The 19,295-nt window shown below is 39.6% G+C and carries 17 protein-coding genes; 5 read left to right on the top strand and 12 right to left on the bottom strand.

From position 1 onward, the window contains the following. Positions 1–77: 77 nt before the first annotated feature. Genes UYK_RS0108185 through UYK_RS0108225 form a run of 9 tightly spaced genes read right to left on the bottom strand, consistent with a single transcriptional unit; the run spans position 78 to position 9,702 of the window. Positions 78–575 carry a hypothetical protein gene (locus UYK_RS0108185; protein WP_016871233.1) on the bottom strand — a complete coding sequence of 166 codons (498 nt, stop codon included), beginning with the start codon at positions 573–575 and terminating at the stop codon, positions 78–80. 33 nt (positions 576–608) lie between these two features. Continuing rightward, the gene (csx2, locus tag UYK_RS0108190) at positions 609–1,850 is read right to left on the bottom strand and encodes a TIGR02221 family CRISPR-associated protein (RefSeq protein ID WP_016871234.1); all 1,242 of its coding nucleotides are present in this window, start codon (positions 1,848–1,850) and stop codon (positions 609–611) included. A gap of 2 nt (positions 1,851–1,852) precedes the next feature. Beyond that, a complete protein-coding gene (gene cas6 / locus UYK_RS0108195) occupies positions 1,853–2,623 on the bottom strand; it encodes a CRISPR system precrRNA processing endoribonuclease RAMP protein Cas6 (RefSeq protein ID WP_016871235.1) in 771 nt (256 codons plus the stop codon). Then, entirely contained in the window at positions 2,623–3,912 is a 1,290-nt protein-coding gene (gene csm5 / locus UYK_RS0108200) for a type III-A CRISPR-associated RAMP protein Csm5 (protein ID WP_016871236.1), read from the bottom strand. Before csm5 ends, cas6 begins: the two co-directional genes overlap by 1 nt. Positions 3,913–3,916: 4 nt before the next feature. After that, positions 3,917–4,954 (bottom strand): type III-A CRISPR-associated RAMP protein Csm4, encoded by a 1,038-nt coding sequence (csm4, locus tag UYK_RS0108205; protein WP_016871237.1) that lies wholly within the window; start codon positions 4,952–4,954, stop codon positions 3,917–3,919. A gap of 2 nt (positions 4,955–4,956) precedes the next feature. Beyond that, positions 4,957–5,934 carry a type III-A CRISPR-associated RAMP protein Csm3 gene (gene csm3, locus UYK_RS0108210; protein ID WP_016871238.1) on the bottom strand — a complete coding sequence of 326 codons (978 nt, stop codon included), beginning with the start codon at positions 5,932–5,934 and terminating at the stop codon, positions 4,957–4,959. Between the two features lie 2 nt (positions 5,935–5,936). Then, entirely contained in the window at positions 5,937–6,416 is a 480-nt protein-coding gene (csm2, locus tag UYK_RS0108215; protein ID WP_016871239.1) for a type III-A CRISPR-associated protein Csm2, read from the bottom strand. A 5-nt stretch (positions 6,417–6,421) separates the two neighbouring features. Further along, positions 6,422–8,785 carry a type III-A CRISPR-associated protein Cas10/Csm1 gene (gene cas10, locus UYK_RS0108220; RefSeq protein WP_016871240.1) on the bottom strand — a complete coding sequence of 788 codons (2,364 nt, stop codon included), beginning with the start codon at positions 8,783–8,785 and terminating at the stop codon, positions 6,422–6,424. Beyond that, complete coding sequence (locus UYK_RS0108225) at positions 8,782–9,702, bottom strand: hypothetical protein (protein ID WP_026086404.1); 921 nt, start codon at positions 9,700–9,702, stop codon at positions 8,782–8,784. The genes cas10 and UYK_RS0108225 overlap by 4 nt, the downstream gene beginning before the upstream one ends. A gap of 365 nt (positions 9,703–10,067) precedes the next feature. Here UYK_RS0108225 and UYK_RS0108230 point away from each other — a divergent pair, with 365 nt between their 5' ends. The 3 genes from UYK_RS0108230 (at position 10,068) to UYK_RS0108240 (ending at position 12,826) form a co-directional block, all read left to right on the top strand. After that, the gene (locus UYK_RS0108230; RefSeq protein WP_009756698.1) at positions 10,068–11,447 is read left to right on the top strand and encodes a TIGR03985 family CRISPR-associated protein; all 1,380 of its coding nucleotides are present in this window, start codon (positions 10,068–10,070) and stop codon (positions 11,445–11,447) included. After that, positions 11,447–12,016, top strand: a complete 570-nt coding sequence (locus UYK_RS0108235; RefSeq protein WP_009756697.1) for an HD domain-containing protein — start codon at positions 11,447–11,449, stop codon at positions 12,014–12,016. Before UYK_RS0108230 ends, UYK_RS0108235 begins: the two co-directional genes overlap by 1 nt. Positions 12,017–12,631: 615 nt before the next feature. Then, entirely contained in the window at positions 12,632–12,826 is a 195-nt protein-coding gene (locus tag UYK_RS0108240) for a hypothetical protein (RefSeq protein ID WP_009756696.1), read from the top strand. Positions 12,827–12,853: 27 nt separating this feature from the next. Here the strand turns inward: UYK_RS0108240 and UYK_RS0108245 are convergent, their stop codons facing one another. The 3 genes from UYK_RS0108245 to UYK_RS0108255 all read right to left on the bottom strand — a co-directional run bounded on the left by UYK_RS0108245 (position 12,854) and on the right by UYK_RS0108255 (position 17,211). Beyond that, on the bottom strand, positions 12,854–13,564 hold the full coding sequence (locus tag UYK_RS0108245) for a LapA family protein (RefSeq protein ID WP_009756695.1): 711 nt from the start codon (positions 13,562–13,564) through the stop codon (positions 12,854–12,856). Between the two features lie 453 nt (positions 13,565–14,017). Next, positions 14,018–14,677, bottom strand: a complete 660-nt coding sequence (locus UYK_RS0108250; RefSeq protein ID WP_009756694.1) for a flavin prenyltransferase UbiX — start codon at positions 14,675–14,677, stop codon at positions 14,018–14,020. Positions 14,678–14,862: 185 nt separating this feature from the next. After that, positions 14,863–17,211 (bottom strand): ribonuclease R family protein, encoded by a 2,349-nt coding sequence (locus tag UYK_RS0108255; RefSeq protein ID WP_016871242.1) that lies wholly within the window; start codon positions 17,209–17,211, stop codon positions 14,863–14,865. Between the two features lie 3 nt (positions 17,212–17,214). Here UYK_RS0108255 and UYK_RS0108260 point away from each other — a divergent pair, with 3 nt between their 5' ends. Beyond that, positions 17,215–17,484, top strand: coding sequence for a hypothetical protein (locus UYK_RS0108260; RefSeq protein WP_016871243.1), 270 nt, complete (start codon positions 17,215–17,217; stop codon positions 17,482–17,484). 865 nt (positions 17,485–18,349) lie between these two features. Continuing rightward, positions 18,350–19,213 (top strand): hypothetical protein, encoded by an 864-nt coding sequence (locus UYK_RS0108265; RefSeq protein ID WP_016871244.1) that lies wholly within the window; start codon positions 18,350–18,352, stop codon positions 19,211–19,213. Positions 19,214–19,295: the final 82 nt, after the last annotated feature.

Below are 19,295 nucleotides of genomic sequence, written 5' to 3' on the forward strand. Positions count from 1 at the left end.
ATTTCATACTTAGTGGTGAATTTTTTTCATCGGGACTGCCTTCTGCCTTCTGCCTTCTGAATCAATACTACAAAAGATCATTTAAAGCTGGTGTCTACCTTTTGGGTTAACTCTCCTCGCTCTACTTTCACGAGATTATCCCTAGCTGCAATGGTAATATACAGAGAAATTCCGCAGTCAACAGCAGCCATTACCAATGCTGCGGACAAGGTTTTGGTTCCACCAGTGTAGTCAGCCATGATTTGGTGTCCGCTTTCTTGTTGTAATTTGCGGATACAATTGCAAATTTTGGAATAGCATTCGGCTAAATTATCGGGATTTTGCACTAAAATTAAATCTCGTTCTGGTTGAAAGTTTTCTCCTAAATTTACCTGTGTGGGAATGTTGGGTAATCTTTCGATCACCTCTGCACCCCGACGCACTTCACAGGGGGTTCCTTCGCCGATAACTTGTGATTTACTTCCTTTTTCACCATCGGAAGCAATAAAAATAACGCGATCGGGTTGTAGGCTGTGGATAGCGGTGATGATCGGTTGAAAGGAACCACCTACGGTAACAAGGAGAATTTTGGACATGAATGTGACTTAATATGATGAAGTTTAATAATTTTATTGTGGAGGTAGTAGTGATGCTACTAATTCTGAAAGAGATGGATATATCTTTTCAAAACGATCTTTAAGTGTTTTGGCTAATTTAGGATCGGGATTCATGCCAACATGGGCAATATCATTTCTTAACTCTGTAACTTGCTGCCAAAGGTCTATTAGTTCGTCTTTGTTTGCTAAGTTTTTAAGCTTTTCATCGCAACTACTAATAGTATCAACAGTTTTTTTTGACTGTATTCTTACTCCATTATTTAAAGCTCTTTCTACTTCAGAACGTCCATTTTTATTAGAGAACGTTGGTTCTCCAAACTTGAGAGCTAAAACAGAAACAATCCATTCACGTGTTAAAATTACTGCTTGTACGATTTGCTGTCTTTCACGGTACCACTGAATCATTTTTAGTTGCAGCCGTAAATTATTAGCTAATTGCGAATTTTCTCTTGGGTTTTCAAGGGCGAATTGGCCGTATTCTTTGACTACTTGTTTACCTAAAATACTAAATGGTTGTGCTTGTTTAGCAATACTAGGTTCAGCTTTTTTTAAAGCTTGTTTTAGCTTAGTTGCTTCCTCCATAGTTTCTATTGGTCGAGTTAGGCGTAATGCTAGAGAAATAGATTCAATTGCCTTAGACGCTGCTTCAAGATCCCTTTTAAGTTCTCGTGCTGAAATACTATCACGTAGTTCGATTTTGGATGGCATTCCTTTTTTTAATAAATCAGCTAGTGGCTGTCCATCTCCTATTTCCACAAAACGCTCAGTTGCAGTTAACCAGTCGAGCATTCCAATAAATTCAGATAAATCAATAACTGGTGCTATTCCATTATTGGAAAATCCTAATTCCCAGGCTCCGTAGTAAATAGCCTCAATTGTAACGTTTTTAGCTGCTTTAAGGTATGCTGCAAATAAAAATACTAAAAATGGTAAAGAACGCAAACCATGAGTTATATCAAATATAACGCTGTCATTTTCATTTACTTCTTGATTAATAATTTTAAAAGTTTCCCACATTTCTTCGGTGCTTTGCCCAGTGGGGATTTCAACTGCTTGTATGCGTTTTTCTTCTAATTTCTCTAAAATAGGAAAAGTTTTTTCTTTGGCTTCACTTGTCACACAAACTAACATCGAGTCATAATTGCAAAACTTATGTAAAGCTTCTGCAAATACTTCTCCGTCATAATTTTGACCTTGAAAACAATATGTTGTTTTCTTAGCCTGAATACCCAAAAATGTAATAATCTTTTTCATAATTATCTATTTGATATATTAATTAATGTCTGTCCCATCCCCAACCTTGTCTTCATCCCCGTACCAGCAAAACGCGCATATTGAACTAATAAATTAGCCACATTTGCCAATAAAGAGTCAGCACGATTAAAAATGTGTAGCGTTACATCACCCACAAATCCATTCACATAACCTCTATGTAATTGCCAACTTCTGGTTTGAATTTTGTGATTTTTCAGCAAAATCGCATTGCTGAGGTAAGCAATTAATTCATCACCTCCCAAATAAACAGGCGCAAAATTATTCCAGCGTTCTAGCCAACTGTGGAACATTAAATTTGGTACAGGTAGAGGTAGATTTGTTCCACCCTGAGAAAAAGCTGTGGGAGTGATAAACTGCAACTCAAACCGTCTGATTGCTTCTGGTTCATTTGCTACTAAATTTGTGTACAATTCTTCATAGCTGGTGATTTCATCTTCACGGTTGATAACGTTAAATTTAGCTCCAAGGAATTCTAAAGAGTCTGAGAGATGAAGATGAGAAATTGCTTTTGCTGAAACTTCCTGCAATCCAGATAGGGATAATTTGTAAAATTCCTCTGGATGGAAGGTGAAGAAATCTCGAGAAGTGGAGCATAAACCGATAATTCCTGAGCAGGAAACAGAAGGAATTGCTTCGTTTCCCATTTCTAAACCTAGTTGTTGATGCAGTTGTTTTACCAGTTCCAAGCTATAGGAACGGGGTAAAATTGTCGGTTCTGATACACTTAATATCCAGGTAGAACGAATTAGCATTAGTCTTGTAGATTTTTGAATTTAACCCATCCCGGTACAAACTTAATTTCACCTTTGGTATTCATCACAGTTCGCCTAGACTTTGGTGCTTCAAAACCAGGCGCTTTTAAACCACAAGTATCGCGAATATCTTCCCGCAGTTCATCATCAAGACACAAGCCAATAGTAGTCCCATTCATTCCACTACCCCAACCCAGTCTCAAACTATAGGGACATTTTTCTGGTTCGTAAAATTCGCGGATATAATTAAAATCTAAATTTTTCCCTGATGCTTGAGGATTGTTCTTAATTTCTTGCCAATAATCATGCTCATAGTCCCATTGTTCTTGAGTAAATTCTTGACATATTTGTAAGAGTTCGTCCAAGTTATTAAAGGGTAACTTCATTCCCTGTTTGTGTGTGAACCATGAAAGCATTTCTGTATCTAATGTAATGGTGAATTCTGTTTGGACATTTCGCACCATTTCAGTATAGATAGATGCTTTATATTTAGCTAAGTAATCTGAAAATCTGCTAGAAACTACTACTTCCGCAACAACAGGGATGTTAACAGGTATTTCTTGACCTTTCTTTGTTTTAATTTTGCCTTCTAAAAGTGGTGCTGAATCTGTAATTTTGATAGCTCTGAAAAAGTCTGTATTTGGCCCTTTACCAGGAAAGTTTCTCTCTTGATATGTGAGGTGGAATTCTGAGAATAAACTATCCATGAATAGCTCATCATCAAGAAATTTCTGCTGATGTTGATTAATTTTTCCTAATTTTTCTCTCAATTTTTTCTCGATTTCGCTCACCCGCTTTGGCAAAGGTAATTGAAAACGATCTGCGTGTTTCAATAGATAATATGCGATCGCAGTTCTAATTGCTCCTTTAATCGAAGAACCAGGAATAAATAATTGTCCCATCCCATTCCGAATCATGGGACGCAAATCTGTAATTCTCTCAGATGTCAACTTTTGGCTGACGGCTTCTTTGGGGAAAATTGGACAGCCTTGTGTATCTTTAGCTTTCCACCACTCGGAACCAAAGGCTTGTTTTAAAAGTCCTGTGATGTCTTGGCGTTCTTCAATTGCTTGAATATAATCGTTGAAAAATCGTCCTCCTTGCGCTAATAAACCCTTTGCTAAGGCTTCTTGGTTGGGGAAATAGACTTTTCTATCTGTCTGTACATATTCAAAAGGATTTAATATTGATACTGATGAGCCAATATGTAAAATTGGACTTGTCATTAGTATCTTTTTTGATTGATAAAAATCAGGTTTCTTGAGAGCAGATTCGGGAGAAACCACCATAATATTATTTATCCTGTGCTTTAATTGGCAAACTTAAGCTAATACCACTACGGTAAATTCGATATTTGTTGAAACCGTTGGGTGTAACATCTACTAGCTTTCCTTGTGGTGGTGCTAGAAAAACTGAACCTTCGCTAAACATGCGCACCATTTTACGTCGGAGTTGATTTTCTGCTATCCAACCACCCCGTTCTTGAATGTCATAGCTAGCTTGATTTAAAAAGTCAGTTGTTATGGGTGTATCCCAAAACAAACTCATCAGCGCGTGATGATTTCCAGCGGAAAAATCTACCACTTTTTGCCACGTTTCTGGTAATTCTAACCACTTAACTTGAAATCTTCCTGCACCACTCGAACGTTCTCCTCCCAGTCCTTCTTCTCCTAATAGATACAAAGCAGCTTTTAGCTTGTCTACTAATTTCTCTCCTTCTGGAGATAATTGTATGAGAAAGTATAAACCAGCCGGATTTTTCTCCCACTCAAATTGAACAAAACCAGTATGGTAAAAGTTTGTTGCTCTGGTTACGCGGTCTACAGCAACTTTCGGAACTTTGTTAATTTTAAAGGCTTTTTTGTAGTCAAAGGTTCCTGCTGCTTTTTTACCAGTAGTTTGAGCAATTAATTCTTGGCGATCGCTCTCTTGAAACCCTTCTGTTTGATACCATCTTTGCCATATTTCTAAAGGCAAATAATTAAGCTTTTTGTAGGTTTTGAAAAAAGCTAGATCGTCATCAGGATAGTTGATGGGAAACTTCAGGGGACGGGGAAGATAGTAAATTGTTTCTTGTCCAACTTGTCGATAAATAAAGGTGGAACTGATACGGAAAGGGGGAGTTAATTCAGGTTGCTCTTTTGAAGGAAATATCTGCAATAATTCCTCAACTGCATTTTTACCGAATAACCGCGCGTAGACACTAACCCATGCACTAAATAAAGTATCGGAACGGACGCGATCGCTCGTTTTTTCCATCCCTATTCCCACTTCCCCAAAATGCGCGGGATTGCGACCAAAGTTGAGTTTTACTAATTTCCAGACACTCATGATTAATCTCCTGGTAATAATCGATTTACGTACTCGCTTAAACTTCCAAAGTTATCTAAGAGTGCTTGGGTGTTGGGAATGGTTTCTAATGGTTGTAAAGCTGATGTACCAGGAGGAGTACTGGTCATTTGGCGATACTGTGCCAAGCTGCGATAGGAAAACTGAAAGTTCTGAAATCTGACTTTTCCGTAACCTCTAGAACCATGTCCGCCAAGTGCATCATCTTCTAAAATGGCCAGTGCGATCGCAATATTTTGCAAGTCTTCAATGACTTGGTTTTTGTTTTCAACGGTGTAAACTAATTCAAACTGGAATTTTGATCCAGCGGGTACACGTTCTAACTGTCTGGGATTTGCTGCTGCTGTTACTCGGTCAATACCGTTTTCAAATTTCCACTCAGTCATGTATAAACCAGTGTCGACTTGCTTGAGTTTTTCTGCTGATTCTGGTACTAAATGGCAATCTCGAATAATCAATCGAGCTGGCGCGTTACGTCCGCGATTGATTTTAATACAATTTTGATTTTGTATTGTAGAAGTAGGATTATCTTTATTTTCTTCATATAATCCTTCTTCTCTAGCAGTTTCAATTGGCATCCAAAATTTGGAACCCCCGGTAGAACCAAATAGACGACTAATTTGACAGGTGTTAGCACCTTCGTAGGCAATAAATCTACCTGCTTCTACTTCAGTAAATCCATCTTTTAAATCGTCACTTTCATAGCGCCAAGTACCGCTTCCTCCTGAACGATTTAGGGGTTTATTTAATAACCTTTCTAAGATAGAACGCAGTTTACCTTTAATTGAAGAACCAGGTAAATAAGGATATTTTGTGAGAGGGTCACGAATTACAGGTTTATCCAGTCCACCGATATCCAAATTTTCGCCACCACCACCAATATGCAATCCTGTTTCAGCAGAAAGTTGACTAGTGAGGGTTAATTTACCAAGTAGGGGTTTTTGTGCGTATGATACTGGCATATTTACTTTCCACCTTCAGCTTTGTGATAAGCAATAATTGATTCAAGTAATTGAACTAGCCGTTCAAAATCTTCTTTGCTGTGAACTTTGTCAATAGCAGCTGACATAACTTCATCTAATGGCTTTGCTGCTTTTTGTCTGGCAGCAGCATATGCTAATTTTGGTTTCAGCAGAACAACTTCTGTTTCAACTTTGGCAAATTCACCTGTTTCCGCTAAGTCAGCTTTTAAGCGATTTACAGCATCTAAAAATTTGCGAACTTGGTTCGTTTCTAATCGTTGCTGTTTGAGATAAGGCCCAAATTGCTCGGCGTGTTTAACTAAGTCTCGAATGGGATATGTTTTTAATCCATCAGGTAAATTTTTAATAGTTTTAATAATTTCATTTTTAATAGTTTTAGCATTTTCGTCAACTGTATTTTGTGTTTTACTCACGTTAGTTTGAGGAATTGATGGGTTAGATGGTTTTTTGAGTTTTGTCATATAAATTACTGGCGATTTAAAAGTTCAATCCAAGTTGCGATCGCCCGAAAATAAGGCGCATTGTATGGACTTTTTAAGGAAGTCCGAAAATCACTGTCATCTAGTACATTTTTGGGTAATCTCGCTAAAGTATAAGCAATCTTAGGTAGATGCAAATAATAGCGAGTTCCTAAAGCCTCCTCCGATTTTTTATTGTCTTCAAACTTTTCTAATGCTTTTTCTTGTGTTTCTGCTGTGATAAGTAAGTTACGCACAAAATTACGGGAATAATTAACCCCGATATTTTGCTGTTCTAATCTCTCGACAAATGGTAATATACCCAGTAGCTTTGGTCTAGTTTCTGAATGTAAATATTTTTGAATTTCAGAATCAATCATGCTGATATCTTCTATTCCCAGCCATTCATCCCACTTAAATACTTGATCAAATAGACCTAAGCTATCTTTACCATTACTTTTGGCATTTTCTTCTGCTTCTCCTGATTCATCCGCTGCTTTGTAAAAGGGAAATTTAACATCATCAATACTAATACCACCTGATAAAGTAATATCTGGGTTATTTCCTGTATAAGCACGGAATGACTGGTAAACATCAAAGGCAAATTCTACAACTTCATTCCACGTACCACTAACAAATAAATCATCGCCTCCTGCATAGATAAATAGTAAATTATCTCGCCTATTTGCAGTTAAAAATTCTGCTTTTTTCTGTAAAATATCTGCAATTAATTTATTTGAATCAAGGAAATTTTCTTGCCTAAATTCAGCTAAACTGTTGAGATAAACTTTAAAGAAATAACTCATCTGGCGCGAAAGTCCAGCAATTCTTGGCAAAGTTTTATTTTCTCCTAAACCCTCAGCAAAGATTCTCCCCAAATTATCTACATCCATTCGCAGATATCCAAGTCTATCTATACCTTTGGCTTTTTTCGCCATTTCGTTAGCACGGATAATAAAACCTTTTTCTTCACTACTTTCTTGAGCATAGTTTCCCAGCAGTAAAGGAAAAGATTTCTTAAATTGGGAGAATTTATAATGCTCTATATTCCAGTCATTTACTAACAAGGCTGTGTCATTATCTGGAACTATTTGTTTCCATCTGCGAAACAAATGATAGTAAACATTTTTAGCATCACGTTTATCAGTAGCAGGAAGTTCAAAAGCAAGTGTGTCAAACTTATCCTCAAAGTTTTCACTTTGCGATCGCACTATCACTTCAACTCTTAATAACTGTCCTCCTAACTCAAACATTCTGCAACAAGTTTCACAAGCAAGCACCGAATCTGGCTCGTTCTTATTAAGCTGCTTTAATTTCTCTGGTTCCACATCATCACGATGACAAACTTTACAAGGTTCGTGACTTTCACTTTCTTGAATAAATTTGCTAATATTTTCAGCAAACTTACGAGACTTTTGTGCAGCTAGTTTTTTACTTGTCAATTCTGACCAATATTCGGCAAACTTTGCAGTGGTAATATCTGTGATGGGGAAGTCTAAACAATCAAGTGCGAGAAAAATTTTGCCTTGAAACTCACCCAAAAGCCATTCATTAAACTGTTGACAAATTTCCTCAACTATGCTTTTAACTGATTCTATTGCAGGAGCTAATATATATAAATTACCACCACCTGCGTAAATAACATTTGTACGTGGTAATTCTAACGTCTCCAAAAGTTGCTGTACTACTTCTTCCGTAACTAGTTCCAAGTAAAAGCTGCGCGCACGCAAAGATTTCAGCGCACCATCAGAAGATATAGTGTAAATAAATTTTTGAATACCTGATAAATCGCCTGCAATTAAAGTTAGATTATTGCTTTCAGGATTATTTGCTAGTGCAGCAGCAACAGCAGCAGTACTTTTAGCTATATCTATTAATGCAATATCCAAACCACCAAAACTGATGAAAGAACCATATTTTTCCAGAATCAAAGTCAGCAAAGATAGGTTATTTAAATCTCTATCGTCATCGAGTTTATCTAATTCTTGTTTAATTTCATGTTTCAGTTTACTGAAATCTTCTAATGAAGGTTCCTTTTCTACGGGGTAAGATATTTTAGGATTACAATCGCCAATAACATCTGGCTTCCAATAATGTTGTTGATGCTGATTTTGACTCTTTTTCTCTTCGTCTTTTTCCAAGTTTACTAAGTCAAATAACAGACGCAAGGCTTTTGGGTTTTCCTCGCTATTCCAAGAAAGTAATCCCTGTGCTTCTGCAACAGCTTTTTGGATGACATCCTCATTACTATTTGCTGTTATTAACCTTGACAATTTATCTTTTAATTTCGAGTCTGTCCAATCCGCTAGAACCCTAACGGCTTCTTGGATGACTTGCAAAGCAGCTTGTTCAGCAACACGTAATTGTTTCATTGTTTACTACCCAACCCTACTAAAACTTTTGCCAAGACCTGCACCATCCCCCTCCTGGAAACATCCTCTCCTCGCACAAGACGGTGAACTTTACCTGTCAACACAGGCGACTCAGACTCAATCACATCCTCTTTATCCTCAAGATCGCTGTGGATGATTGCAACTATCCGCAACCCCAGCGATTCGCAAAACTCTTGCCATTCGGGAATTTTCTCGTTTTTCCCAGATAAAATTACCGCATGTGTTGCTTCTCGCATAATGATGCGATTTTCGTCAGTTATTCTTCCGCCAACGTCAATGATATTTAGGGGTGTGTTTGCATTCCGCACCCAACTTGCAGCTTTGGTTGCAAACTCTGGGGTAAATTTCGCCTTGTATGTTGCTTTTAACTGTTGTGCTAATTCTAAATCGCGCTGTGCAGCCTCGGAATACCATGCACCCTCACCATCTGGACAAGCGGTAATCACATAAGGATAGGGTGCGCCTGCAATGTTAGAAATTGCTTGCTTTAAACCTTCGCGCAAACAAGATTTTCCCGATTGGGAAGGGCCACAAATTACAACTTTTGGGTAAATTTTATCCTTGTGCGGTTCGTCTGTTTCGATCAGTTCGCCTATCTTGTATGCGGGAGTATGAGAGACTGCTACAATAAAGGATTTGTAGCCTTTTATACCTATTTTTGGGTCAAAAACTGCGATCGCACTATATAAATGAGATACCTTGTGTGCTATCAGGTAACTAACAGCTACAGATGCAGGCCCATCAATTTTAAGTAGTTTGCCCCCAGCAAGTTCTCCCAGTGTTATCATCTCATCTAAACGTGCCGCCGCATCCCGCACTACTTGGTCGCCCATTGCAGGTTGACCAAACCTGACTTTTAACACGTCACCTTCAAGGTTTATCTGATACGAAGTCATAGAAATTAACAGTATTTCTACTTAAAATTTTAATAATCAAATATTAATTAATCAAGTGTCCCAGATTATACTCAGGATTATGTGTGATACAAATCACATATTTTCCTGATTTGGTATCATGCCAATTTTAGATTTTAGATTTTGGATTGGGAATCTTTGCTAAGTAGTCATTACCTTGGCTGGTTGCATGGATACATCATAAATCCTGCTGGAAGAGGCTGCTTCCAATTATGATTAACCTAGAGGTAATGATGGTTTTTACTTGAGTTCAATACAGATTGAACCACTCAGTCTCTTCTTCCCTTGAAGGCTTAACCAAAGGTAGGAGAGAAATCAACACGTAATACACAGCAAAGGTTAAAATTGTGCTGGAGCCAGTTTTTCGAGATATTCCCAACGTCGAACTGTTGCAGTGGTTAGCACGTGGTTCTCTCAAACAAAATCTACAGCGAGCAGTTCGTTTATGGGTGTGGTTGTCTTCGCTTTATGGTGAAAACCGCTTGGCTTTAAATGACGGTTTTACCTATGCTCAATGGCGGGATGTGTTTTTTACTTCCACGCACCCCAAAGGTGAAACTGTTCCCAAACTACACGATGAAAACTGTCCCTGTGCTAAAACTACCGCACAATGGCTATTTGATCCAAAAATAGGAATTTCGGAAACTGAATGGAAACAATCAGTTGTGTCCCACGCAGGTATAAATAAATCTCAACTGGATGAATTACTCAAAACACGTTTGTTTGGAGTAACTCGCCGTTCCCTGCAAGCTGATTTGGAAACTTTAGCTGAGTTGGGATGGTTGGTATACAAAAACCAAAAGTATGATCGCGTCACTGAATTACCGTTACGCCCTACAACTATAAATAATGAAGTAAATATAGCGAAACTTGGTGCTTACGAATTAAATTTTCTCGAGGAAGATTTGAGTGCGATCGCTGAAAACCATTCCCAAAAAATCAACGGTGTACAACGCTTTTTCCTGAAACTTGATTACGTTATTCCCCGTAGTACAATTGATTTAGTTGAAGACTGGCAATACGAATTAAGACAACTTTGGACAAAAACTCCAGTTCCACCGATTAAGCTCACCTACAACAGCGCTAAGGTGAGAGATACCGTTGATTGCATCGTTTATCCAGTATGCATCTACTACGTGCAGAGAGCAGTTTATCTGTGTGCCTATGGTGAAAGTCCCCTACGACAAGGCGATTGGTATAATTTTCGCCTTGATCGCATTCAAAACATGATCTCCCTAGAGTGGACAAACCCTCAGCTTCCCCATAATTTGCAACAAAGTTACCAACAGAAATCTTTACCCACTCCAGATGACATCGCAGTCGCAATGAGCAAAGCATGGGGTTTTGATTTCTATTTGCCTGCTCAACTGATGCTACTCAGATTTGAGCGAGAATTTCATGATCGCTACGTTAAAGGTACTGAACGCCACGATACCTTTGCGGAAATTACTTACCAACAAGCACAACATTTAATTCGGCGCGAGGTTAAACAAGCGGAACCACAGCGAGCACTGTTGAAGATTTTGGCGAATCGTTCACCGAATGATGCCTATTATCAAGTAAGTATCCGATACCAAGATCATAAATATAGAGATAATAACGTCATTATGCGCCTGCGAGCTTGGCGTCCTAAATGCGAAGTCTTGCTTCCCTTTGATTTACGAAAAAGTATTGCTGCTGAGGTAGCAAAAGAATCCCTGTTTTACCATCAAGATTCCCTGTTGTGATGAATACATTGAAACTAACAGATAAATTTGCAGAAGCACTAGTTTATGCAACTCGTCTCCATGCTCATCAAACCCGTAAAATTAGCGGTGTTCCTTATGTCACACACTTATTAAGCGTGACAGCACTGGTACTAGAAGCAGGAGGGACTGAAGAAGAAGCGATCGCAGCTTTGTTACACGATGCGATCGAAGATCAAGGTGGAAGTCAAACCCGCGAGGAAATTCGTCAGAAATTTGGAGACACAGTAGTAGCAATCATTGATGGCTGTACTGAATGCGACATTTACCCAAAACCACCTTGGCAAGAACGCAAAAAAAGATATTTGCATAACTTGCGTCATGCTTCACCCTCCATCCGGCGAGTGTCTTTGGCGGATAAACTACACAATGCCAGGTCGTTATTGGCAGACTCGCGACAATATGGCAACAGCATTTGGAATGAATTTAAAGCTGGTAAAGAAGGAACTTTGTGGTTTTACCAGGAACTTTTACGAGTTTACCGTGAAAATGGTTCAGACTTGATGACTGAGGAGTTTGCACGGGTAATTGAGGAACTGTGTCAGGTTTGATATCCCTGCATTGAATTTGGCGACAGCGTGCGATCGCCCTCTTATGTCAATTTCGATTTATTGCTTACAATGTTATGCTTCGCTGTTTGTAATTGGTTTTTCCCATTACCGATTACCAATTACCTATTACCAGCTTACACGAAAATATAAGTATTCAAGCGAATATGACATCAATATATTTCATGCAACCCCCTGCGACTACTTGAGTGATGACAATCTTTGCAGTAAATTCACATAAATCAATTAATATTGCTTATGTTAAGGTAAATTTAATAAGATTTGATTGAGCTTGATTGAAACTTTATCGAAGCTTTGTGCGTCTACCTAAGTAGTTCAAACTCACTAGTAATGGAGCTTTATACAGCACTGTGTTTCTACCAGCACAATGTGCTTATCTCAGTACTTACATATAAACAGCTCTACTTATTCTTAATATTTAGTGAGTTTCTCGATTAGCACAAATAGCAATTTTTCAATACAAGGTGTAAAAAATGACTTATTTTCTTATTCAGTTGCAAAAAGCCTGGCCAACTTAATGCTGGAAAACACTAAGAACCTGCATATCTGGCTTGAATAAGCCAAATACATTAAGTGTGGTCGTTTGAGGATTCAAGCATGATTCGGATCAGAGATGTTGTGCAAAAGGCTTTATCAACAGGGTACTTGACTGTAGAAGCTGAAAATCAGCTACGGCAATTATTGAGTACACGCTATGACCTAGAAGATTTTAATGCTTTTATGACTTTACAAGAAGCTGCTATGACAGGTAGGGTGAAGCAGGAGTCTCGTGAGCGTTGCGGGATCAGGTAGAGAATTGCTCGGTGATGTCTCTATTTATTAACGCTTACGCTGCTCGTCATCTTCAAAATCCTCTAGAAACCCCCAATCATCTTCATCAGCTTGATGATTTTTCTCGCTTGAATTATCTTCATCAGTTATATCATCGCTTGATGGTTGATATGGGGGAATAATTACTCGATAGTCAGCATCATAAACTGATTCAGTTTTTCCGACTCCAGAATTTTTGGGTTCGCGGTAGCTATAAGAATATGAAGAACCTGAACGAAAGCTGTCTTTAGGTTCTTGGCGACGTTCATAGCTTTTCGAGTCTCTAATTTCCGTATCTTGAGCTTTTGTTGCGTCTGATTTCTCCTCAAAATCCCAACTTTCACTGTTGTCGATGTCCCAATCATCGTCTGGATTGGATTGAGATGAAGTTTTAGCAGCCGATGGTGGGGGGCTAGTATAGCTATCAGCATATTTTTCTTGTGAGGAACGGCTACCACTTACTGAAGTTCTACGAGACTTGGATGCAAAAGGTTTTGGCTGTTGTGGCCCTGCTAAATACGACAATTGAAATAACCCAGAGATCAACAAGGAAGTTGCAGCACCAGCAGCAATGCTGAACAAAACCCATATTGCCAAAGGCAATGGTTGACTTTGCATACCAAAAAAGACTAATGGGAGGATAGGAGACCAATTTTGCACTAATAACAGTGCTAGTCCTCCCATAGTTGCTACTAATAAAATTAATCGAAAAAGAGCCATAGAGATTAGCGACTGAAGACTAGGAACTGGGTATAGGGGCAATAGGCACTGGAGACTGAGAATTGGGAATTAGACATTGAGATATTAGATGAAGAATGAGAAATTAGTTTCATACTAGCTCTTACCCTCTCACCCCTGTCTTGAAATTGGGTGTAGGGATTTAAGGGTGTAGGGGTGTAGGAGGAGTTAAATTTTCATTCCCTCGTTGTGTGATTTATCACATGACCGTCTAGCTTCTATTCTCCAGTTCGTAAACCTAGCCTCTTAATATTATTAGCAATCAACAGATCTAATATTCCTTCTGGCGTTGCACAAATTAGGGATGAATAATGAACCACTAAGTCACCAAGACACTAAGTTTTGAGTTTTTTATTTGTAATAGAAAATAAAATCATCCTGCTTTCTCTGCAACGTCTTCTTTCTGCCTCCTGCCTTTTGCATAGCTGCCTTTGTTCAATATTCCTTCTGCCTCCTGCCTTTTGCCTCCTGCCTTTGTTCAGAACCTTGCCAACGTTGAATAGGAATACAATCAATATCGAGTTGATCCAAAGCACGGGCAACTACAAAATCAACTAAATCCTCAATAGTTTGAGGATTGTGATACCAAGCAGGAATTGCAGGTACAATTCTCACTCCGGTTTCTGCAAGGGTGGTTAAGTTCCGCAAGTGAATCAGACTAAAAGGAGTTTCACGGGGAACTAGGACTAGCTTTCGCCCTTCTTTTAGCTGTACGTCTGCGGCTCGTTCTAACAAGTCGGAACTTAACCCTGCTGCTAACTTAGCTACTGTACTCATACTACAGGGAATTACAATCATTCCCAGGGTACGAAAGGAACCACTAGCGATATTAGCCCCCACGTCTCCCCAAGGATGACAGCGTAGTTTTCCCCTCGTTTCTACTCCTGCTTGTTGTCGCCAAAATTGTTCCTGTTGAACAGGTTCTACGGGCATACGAATATTTTGCTCAGATTGCCAAACCATGTAGGTTGACTTAGAAGCAACTAATTCAATTTCGTAGTCGGCTGTAAGCAAATATTTCAAAGCGCGAACTGCGTAGATTAAACCAGATGCACCTGTAATTCCTAAAATGAGTGGCTTGTTGTTGTTTGACACGTTTCTATTATTTGGGAAGAGTTAGTAGGGTCGTTCGCGTAGCGTCTCCCTTCAGGGAGATAGCATTTGTATGAGTATCTTAAATGCAAAACTAAATATTTTGGTATAAATGCACGCGGCCTACAGTAGTTAGTAGTTAGTGTTTTTTACTACTAACTACTATTGACTAACCACTAACCAGCTTTTTATTCATCCTCTTCATAGGATTCTAAATCGTCCTGCTCTATGTCACCAGGTAAGTACATATCTGGTTCTTCACCATTGACGCTGATATCCTGGCGATAGGGAATACCATCGCTGCCAACTGTAACTAGATCAATTTGTTGACGGTAGTAATCGACGCTTTTAACTTGGACGGCGACGCGATCGCCTAATCTATAGGAAGCGCGATTTTTCCGGCCAAACAAGGCTTGTTGTCTGGCGCGATATTCGTACCAATCGTCTTTGAGGGAACTGACGTGTACTAATCCTTCTACTCGTAAAGGTACGTTATGATCATCAGTTCCATCTTTTGGTGGTACTTCAATTTCGACAAAGAACCCGTAGGATTGGACGCCTGTAATTACACCATTGAAAACCTCACCGATGCGTTGTTTCATTAAAGAGGCTCTCTGTAAGCCTTCTAAGTCAGTTTCGGCTTCTTGGACTTCTTTTTCTCTGTCGTTGATTTGGGTAATTACTCTTGTCAGCTCGCTTTGCAACTCTTGTTGCAATTCTGGTGGTAGGACGTTCCAGTTAATTTCTCCGTGGCTGGTAGAAGAACGCAAGTTCACACGCTCTTTCACACGAGTATTGCGGCGATCGCGTCCGTGTTCTAGCAGTGAGTGATATACCCTCTGCATCAGTAAATCTGGGTAACGTCGTAAGGGTGCGGTAAAGTGGACATATTCTGGCAGTGCTAAACCAAAGTGGGGTGCTTTATTGGTGCTGTAAACAGCTTGTTTGAGGGTGTCTTGTAACAAATAAGTCAAAACTTGTTCCGAGGACGACTCGGCAAATACCCTTGTCAATTGTTGATAATCCAGAGGTTGGATCTCAATATCTGGTTCTAATGACAATTCGATGCCCAAATTGATCGCTAGTTTCAGCATCTCTTGCACATCTTCAGGATCAGGTGCGCCTTGGACTCGCCAAATGCTGGGAACACCTAAAGCACTCATGTGATTGGCCATGATTTGATTCACCAGCAATACAAACTCTGTCAGCAGCGATCGCACAGGTGAATCTTTTTCGACTACGCATCCGAGAATACCTTCATCATAGAAGGGGTTTTTATTCGTGGGCAGGTTTAACTGCAAACTTCCGCGTGCAGTGCGTTGTTGTTTCAGGGCTACTTGCAACTTTTTCAACTGTTGCAGTATTTCTACTGCTTCGGTAGGCACTTTCGTAACTTTTTTACCCAGAAGAATAGTTTCTGCTTGCTGAGCATTCACCGAAGCGTCTACTTTCACTACACTGGGTTGAATTTCCCACTCCAGTACTTCTCCTGATTCTGGATCAAAGGTAATTAAACAAGAGATACTAAGACGATCACTTCCTACTACTAGAGAACACCGCTCTACCACGTTTTCTGGTAACATTGGCAGAACCAAATCTCCCAGATATACCGATCTGCCCCGTCTAAGCGCTTCCCGATCAAGTGCTTCATCTGGCTGCACGTAGTGGGAAACATCACAGATGTGAAAGCCTAGCTGCAAATTGCCAGCGCTAGTTGTTTCCAAGGAAAAGGCATTTTCTACTGTTTTGGTGTCAACATTATTACCCTGTATCGTAATAGTAAACTTGTTACGTAAATCTAGCCGCTCTTTTAAATCTGCCTTTAAAATCCTTTTTGGTAGCTTGGTGGCTGCTTCTTGGACGTTTTCGGGAAAACTACGGGAAAGGTCATGCTTGCAAGTAACTAAATCTATGTCAGCTGCTGCTTCTGCATCACTACCAAGGATTTGCACAACCCGTCCTAGTGGGGGATATTGTGCTAGTGGATAGCGTAGAACTTCCACATGGGCGAGATGGTCGATCGCTTCTTGCAATTTCACACCATTGGCGTACAGTTTCAGTTCAAATAGTAGGCGATCATCTAAAGGTACAGCACGATAGCCCCCTTCTACTTGTTTGATCCGTGCCAACAAGGTGTGGTTGGAACGTTCTAAAATTAATTTCACCTCTCCTTCTGGAGAACGACGCCGACTACCTTCTTTGAGAACTCGTACCAAAACGCGATCGCCATTCCAAGCATTACTTAAATGGCTTTCTCGAATGTAAATGTCTTCAGTTCCCTCTACATCTTGAATTGCAAAGCAAAAGCCTTTGCTGGAACAACGCAACTTAGCTTCTATTAGTCCTTCTTCAGTAATGCGGCGATATTTACCGCGTTCTTTCACTAAAATGCCAATTTTCTCTAGTACCTCTAAGATGATGTGAAGTTTCTGTAAACTCTCTTCATCTTCACAACCAAGTTTCTTTTCTAGAAGTTTACGAGCTACCAATTTATCATCAGTGAAATTGGCAAGGAGTGTAGCGATTGAAAATTCCATGCAGTGAACCGACCTTTGGTCAAAACATCTTTTTTTGTTGAGAGTAAAGAACACTTGCGTGTGGGGATTCCCCCCACCCTTGCAACATGTCCATTGTTTGAATCTGGTTCTTGGTTGATTACCTCACGACCCACAGACACTAGCGGTAAACGAACTTCCCAACAGGTAGGGCGCTACACAATCATCTCAGAGTACCAGTTCGTTCAAGTCCTTTCACTTGGTCAATCCAATATACCCTTTTCCCAACCAACACCTGCCAAGTTGGGTTGGTAAAGTGCTAGGTTTTTACGCAACGGGTTTTTGAGAGGCTGTGTTTGGATCGCTCTCAGTAGAACTGCCCAAACGCGCTACGCACCTTAAACCGCAGGTGTTCAATCGCCTAATTGAAAGGTACTTTTCGCGATTAGACTCTGATTGTTAACTAGGAGAAACTGCTGAGCAACCTAAATGTTCCATATGTAGAATCAGTAACAAATAGGTTAGCAGCTTAACAAGCTGTGAGGACGAACCATTACTTTATTATTGTAAATTTAGTCGTACTTCCAGAAAAGATTTCTGGATATTAAATTGGTTAAATAGTATAGCATTGCTAGCAATAACACTTAAATTTAGTTAGTTGTAACCAATATTTACTCAAAAATCTTAATTTTACAATCAGTGTACTTAAGTTTTAAATAGCATTTTGGTAACTCAGGGTTTAACTATGAGTATAAATAAAGGTTTAAGAAGGTAGAAGTAGGTAGACGCTGAGCAGTTTGGTGGATGTAGGAAGATGCAACCTCACGAATACATTCAGGGGATTTAACACAGTTGCTACGCGTTTATTTATTTTCCATAAGTAAATTCAGGGGCTTTAAACCATAGGGCAGAGCACAGAGGATTATGTTTGTATCAAAAATTACTTTTTTTGCTTATGCCCTCTGACCCTGCCTTTCTTCGGTAAAATGGGGCCATACCCGAAAATGAATCCACAACCTAATCAAACAAAAATGGGTGGGTAAATCAAAAGCAATATTTAACAGTTAACATTTATCAGCTTTATCACTTGGGTAAAATTATCCTGCTGATTCCATATTTTAGCTTCTTTGTTCTTCCCTATTGCTTCCTTTGATAATTAAAACGTAGATTTGGTGAAATTATGTTGTCTCAACTTCAGAGCTTGTATCCTACAGCTAGTTTAATCTCTGAATTAGTGCAAATTGATCACGGCAAATATATTGTTCGGGCAAGCGTACAAATTGAAGGTATCACCCGTGCTACTGGTATGGCAGCAGCCTCAACAGTAGAGGAAGCAGAAGATCAAGCTAGAAGTAGGGCTTTGATGGTTTTGGGAATCACTACTACGCCACAACCACAAATAGAAAGTTTGAGTGAGGCGAAGAGTATGGCTGAGGCGAAGACGACTAAAAGTAGTGATGTGGCTCAAACAAAGGAAAATTTCCCCGCATCAACACCTCCGCGTATCCCTGTCTCTGCTTTCACCCCAAGTTCCATAGATACCCCCAATCTGGAGACACAACCAAGGACACCTATTCCACCAACTGTTTCTGCAACGCCCACAATTGAAAACAACAGCCAGGACTTTGAGCAAAACTTAGCTGTGAGTCCAAGCCCAGAATTACGCTTGGATATTCAACCGGAAGACTTTGGGGTAATTTCCAACAACCAAAGTGAACATCAACCTTTACCAGAGATTGGTTCTAGTAACGTCACACTCTTTCCCCAACGCAGTCATAACAATACGCCAAATGAAGTAATGGCTGCGCCAGCACCTACAACGAGGAAAAAGAAGAAAAGTGAACCTGTGGATCAGTCAGATGATATCGCCAAAATAGGAGTCGAAATGCAGCGCTTGGGTTGGACGACAGAACAGGGTAGAGACTATTTAATTCAAACCTATGGCAAGCGATCGCGCCATTTACTTGATTCCGAAGAATTACGTGATTTCCTCAAATATTTAGAATCCCAGCCTACACCTGTAGATCCGCTAGCGGGATTTTGATTATTTCATGGTAATGGGTAATGGGTAATAGGTAGTTGGTTCATATTCACTACTAATGACAATTGACAAACAACTACTAAAA

It is taken from the genome of Fischerella thermalis PCC 7521 (assembly GCF_000317225.1).
GTDB classification, from domain to species: Bacteria; Cyanobacteriota; Cyanobacteriia; order Cyanobacteriales; family Nostocaceae; genus Fischerella; species Fischerella thermalis.

Excerpts from the sequence above, each read along its gene's own strand:
- UYK_RS0108185 (WP_016871233.1), bottom strand. The coding sequence starts at position 575 with ATGTCCAAAATTCTCCTTGTTACCGTAGGTGGTTCCTTTCAACCGATC.
- csx2 (WP_016871234.1), bottom strand. The coding sequence starts at position 1,850 with ATGAAAAAGATTATTACATTTTTGGGTATTCAGGCTAAGAAAACAACA.
- cas6 (WP_016871235.1), bottom strand. The coding sequence starts at position 2,623 with ATGCTAATTCGTTCTACCTGGATATTAAGTGTATCAGAACCGACAATT.
- csm5 (WP_016871236.1), bottom strand. The coding sequence starts at position 3,912 with ATGGTGGTTTCTCCCGAATCTGCTCTCAAGAAACCTGATTTTTATCAA.
- csm4 (WP_016871237.1), bottom strand. The coding sequence starts at position 4,954 with ATGAGTGTCTGGAAATTAGTAAAACTCAACTTTGGTCGCAATCCCGCG.
- csm3 (WP_016871238.1), bottom strand. The coding sequence starts at position 5,934 with ATGCCAGTATCATACGCACAAAAACCCCTACTTGGTAAATTAACCCTC.
- csm2 (WP_016871239.1), bottom strand. The coding sequence starts at position 6,416 with ATGACAAAACTCAAAAAACCATCTAACCCATCAATTCCTCAAACTAAC.
- cas10 (WP_016871240.1), bottom strand. The coding sequence starts at position 8,785 with ATGAAACAATTACGTGTTGCTGAACAAGCTGCTTTGCAAGTCATCCAA.
- UYK_RS0108225 (WP_026086404.1), bottom strand. The coding sequence starts at position 9,702 with ATGACTTCGTATCAGATAAACCTTGAAGGTGACGTGTTAAAAGTCAGG.
- UYK_RS0108235 (WP_009756697.1), top strand. The coding sequence starts at position 11,447 with ATGAATACATTGAAACTAACAGATAAATTTGCAGAAGCACTAGTTTAT.
- UYK_RS0108240 (WP_009756696.1), top strand. The coding sequence starts at position 12,632 with ATGATTCGGATCAGAGATGTTGTGCAAAAGGCTTTATCAACAGGGTAC.
- UYK_RS0108245 (WP_009756695.1), bottom strand. The coding sequence starts at position 13,564 with ATGGCTCTTTTTCGATTAATTTTATTAGTAGCAACTATGGGAGGACTA.
- UYK_RS0108255 (WP_016871242.1), bottom strand. The coding sequence starts at position 17,211 with ATGGAATTTTCAATCGCTACACTCCTTGCCAATTTCACTGATGATAAA.
- UYK_RS0108265 (WP_016871244.1), top strand. The coding sequence starts at position 18,350 with ATGTTGTCTCAACTTCAGAGCTTGTATCCTACAGCTAGTTTAATCTCT.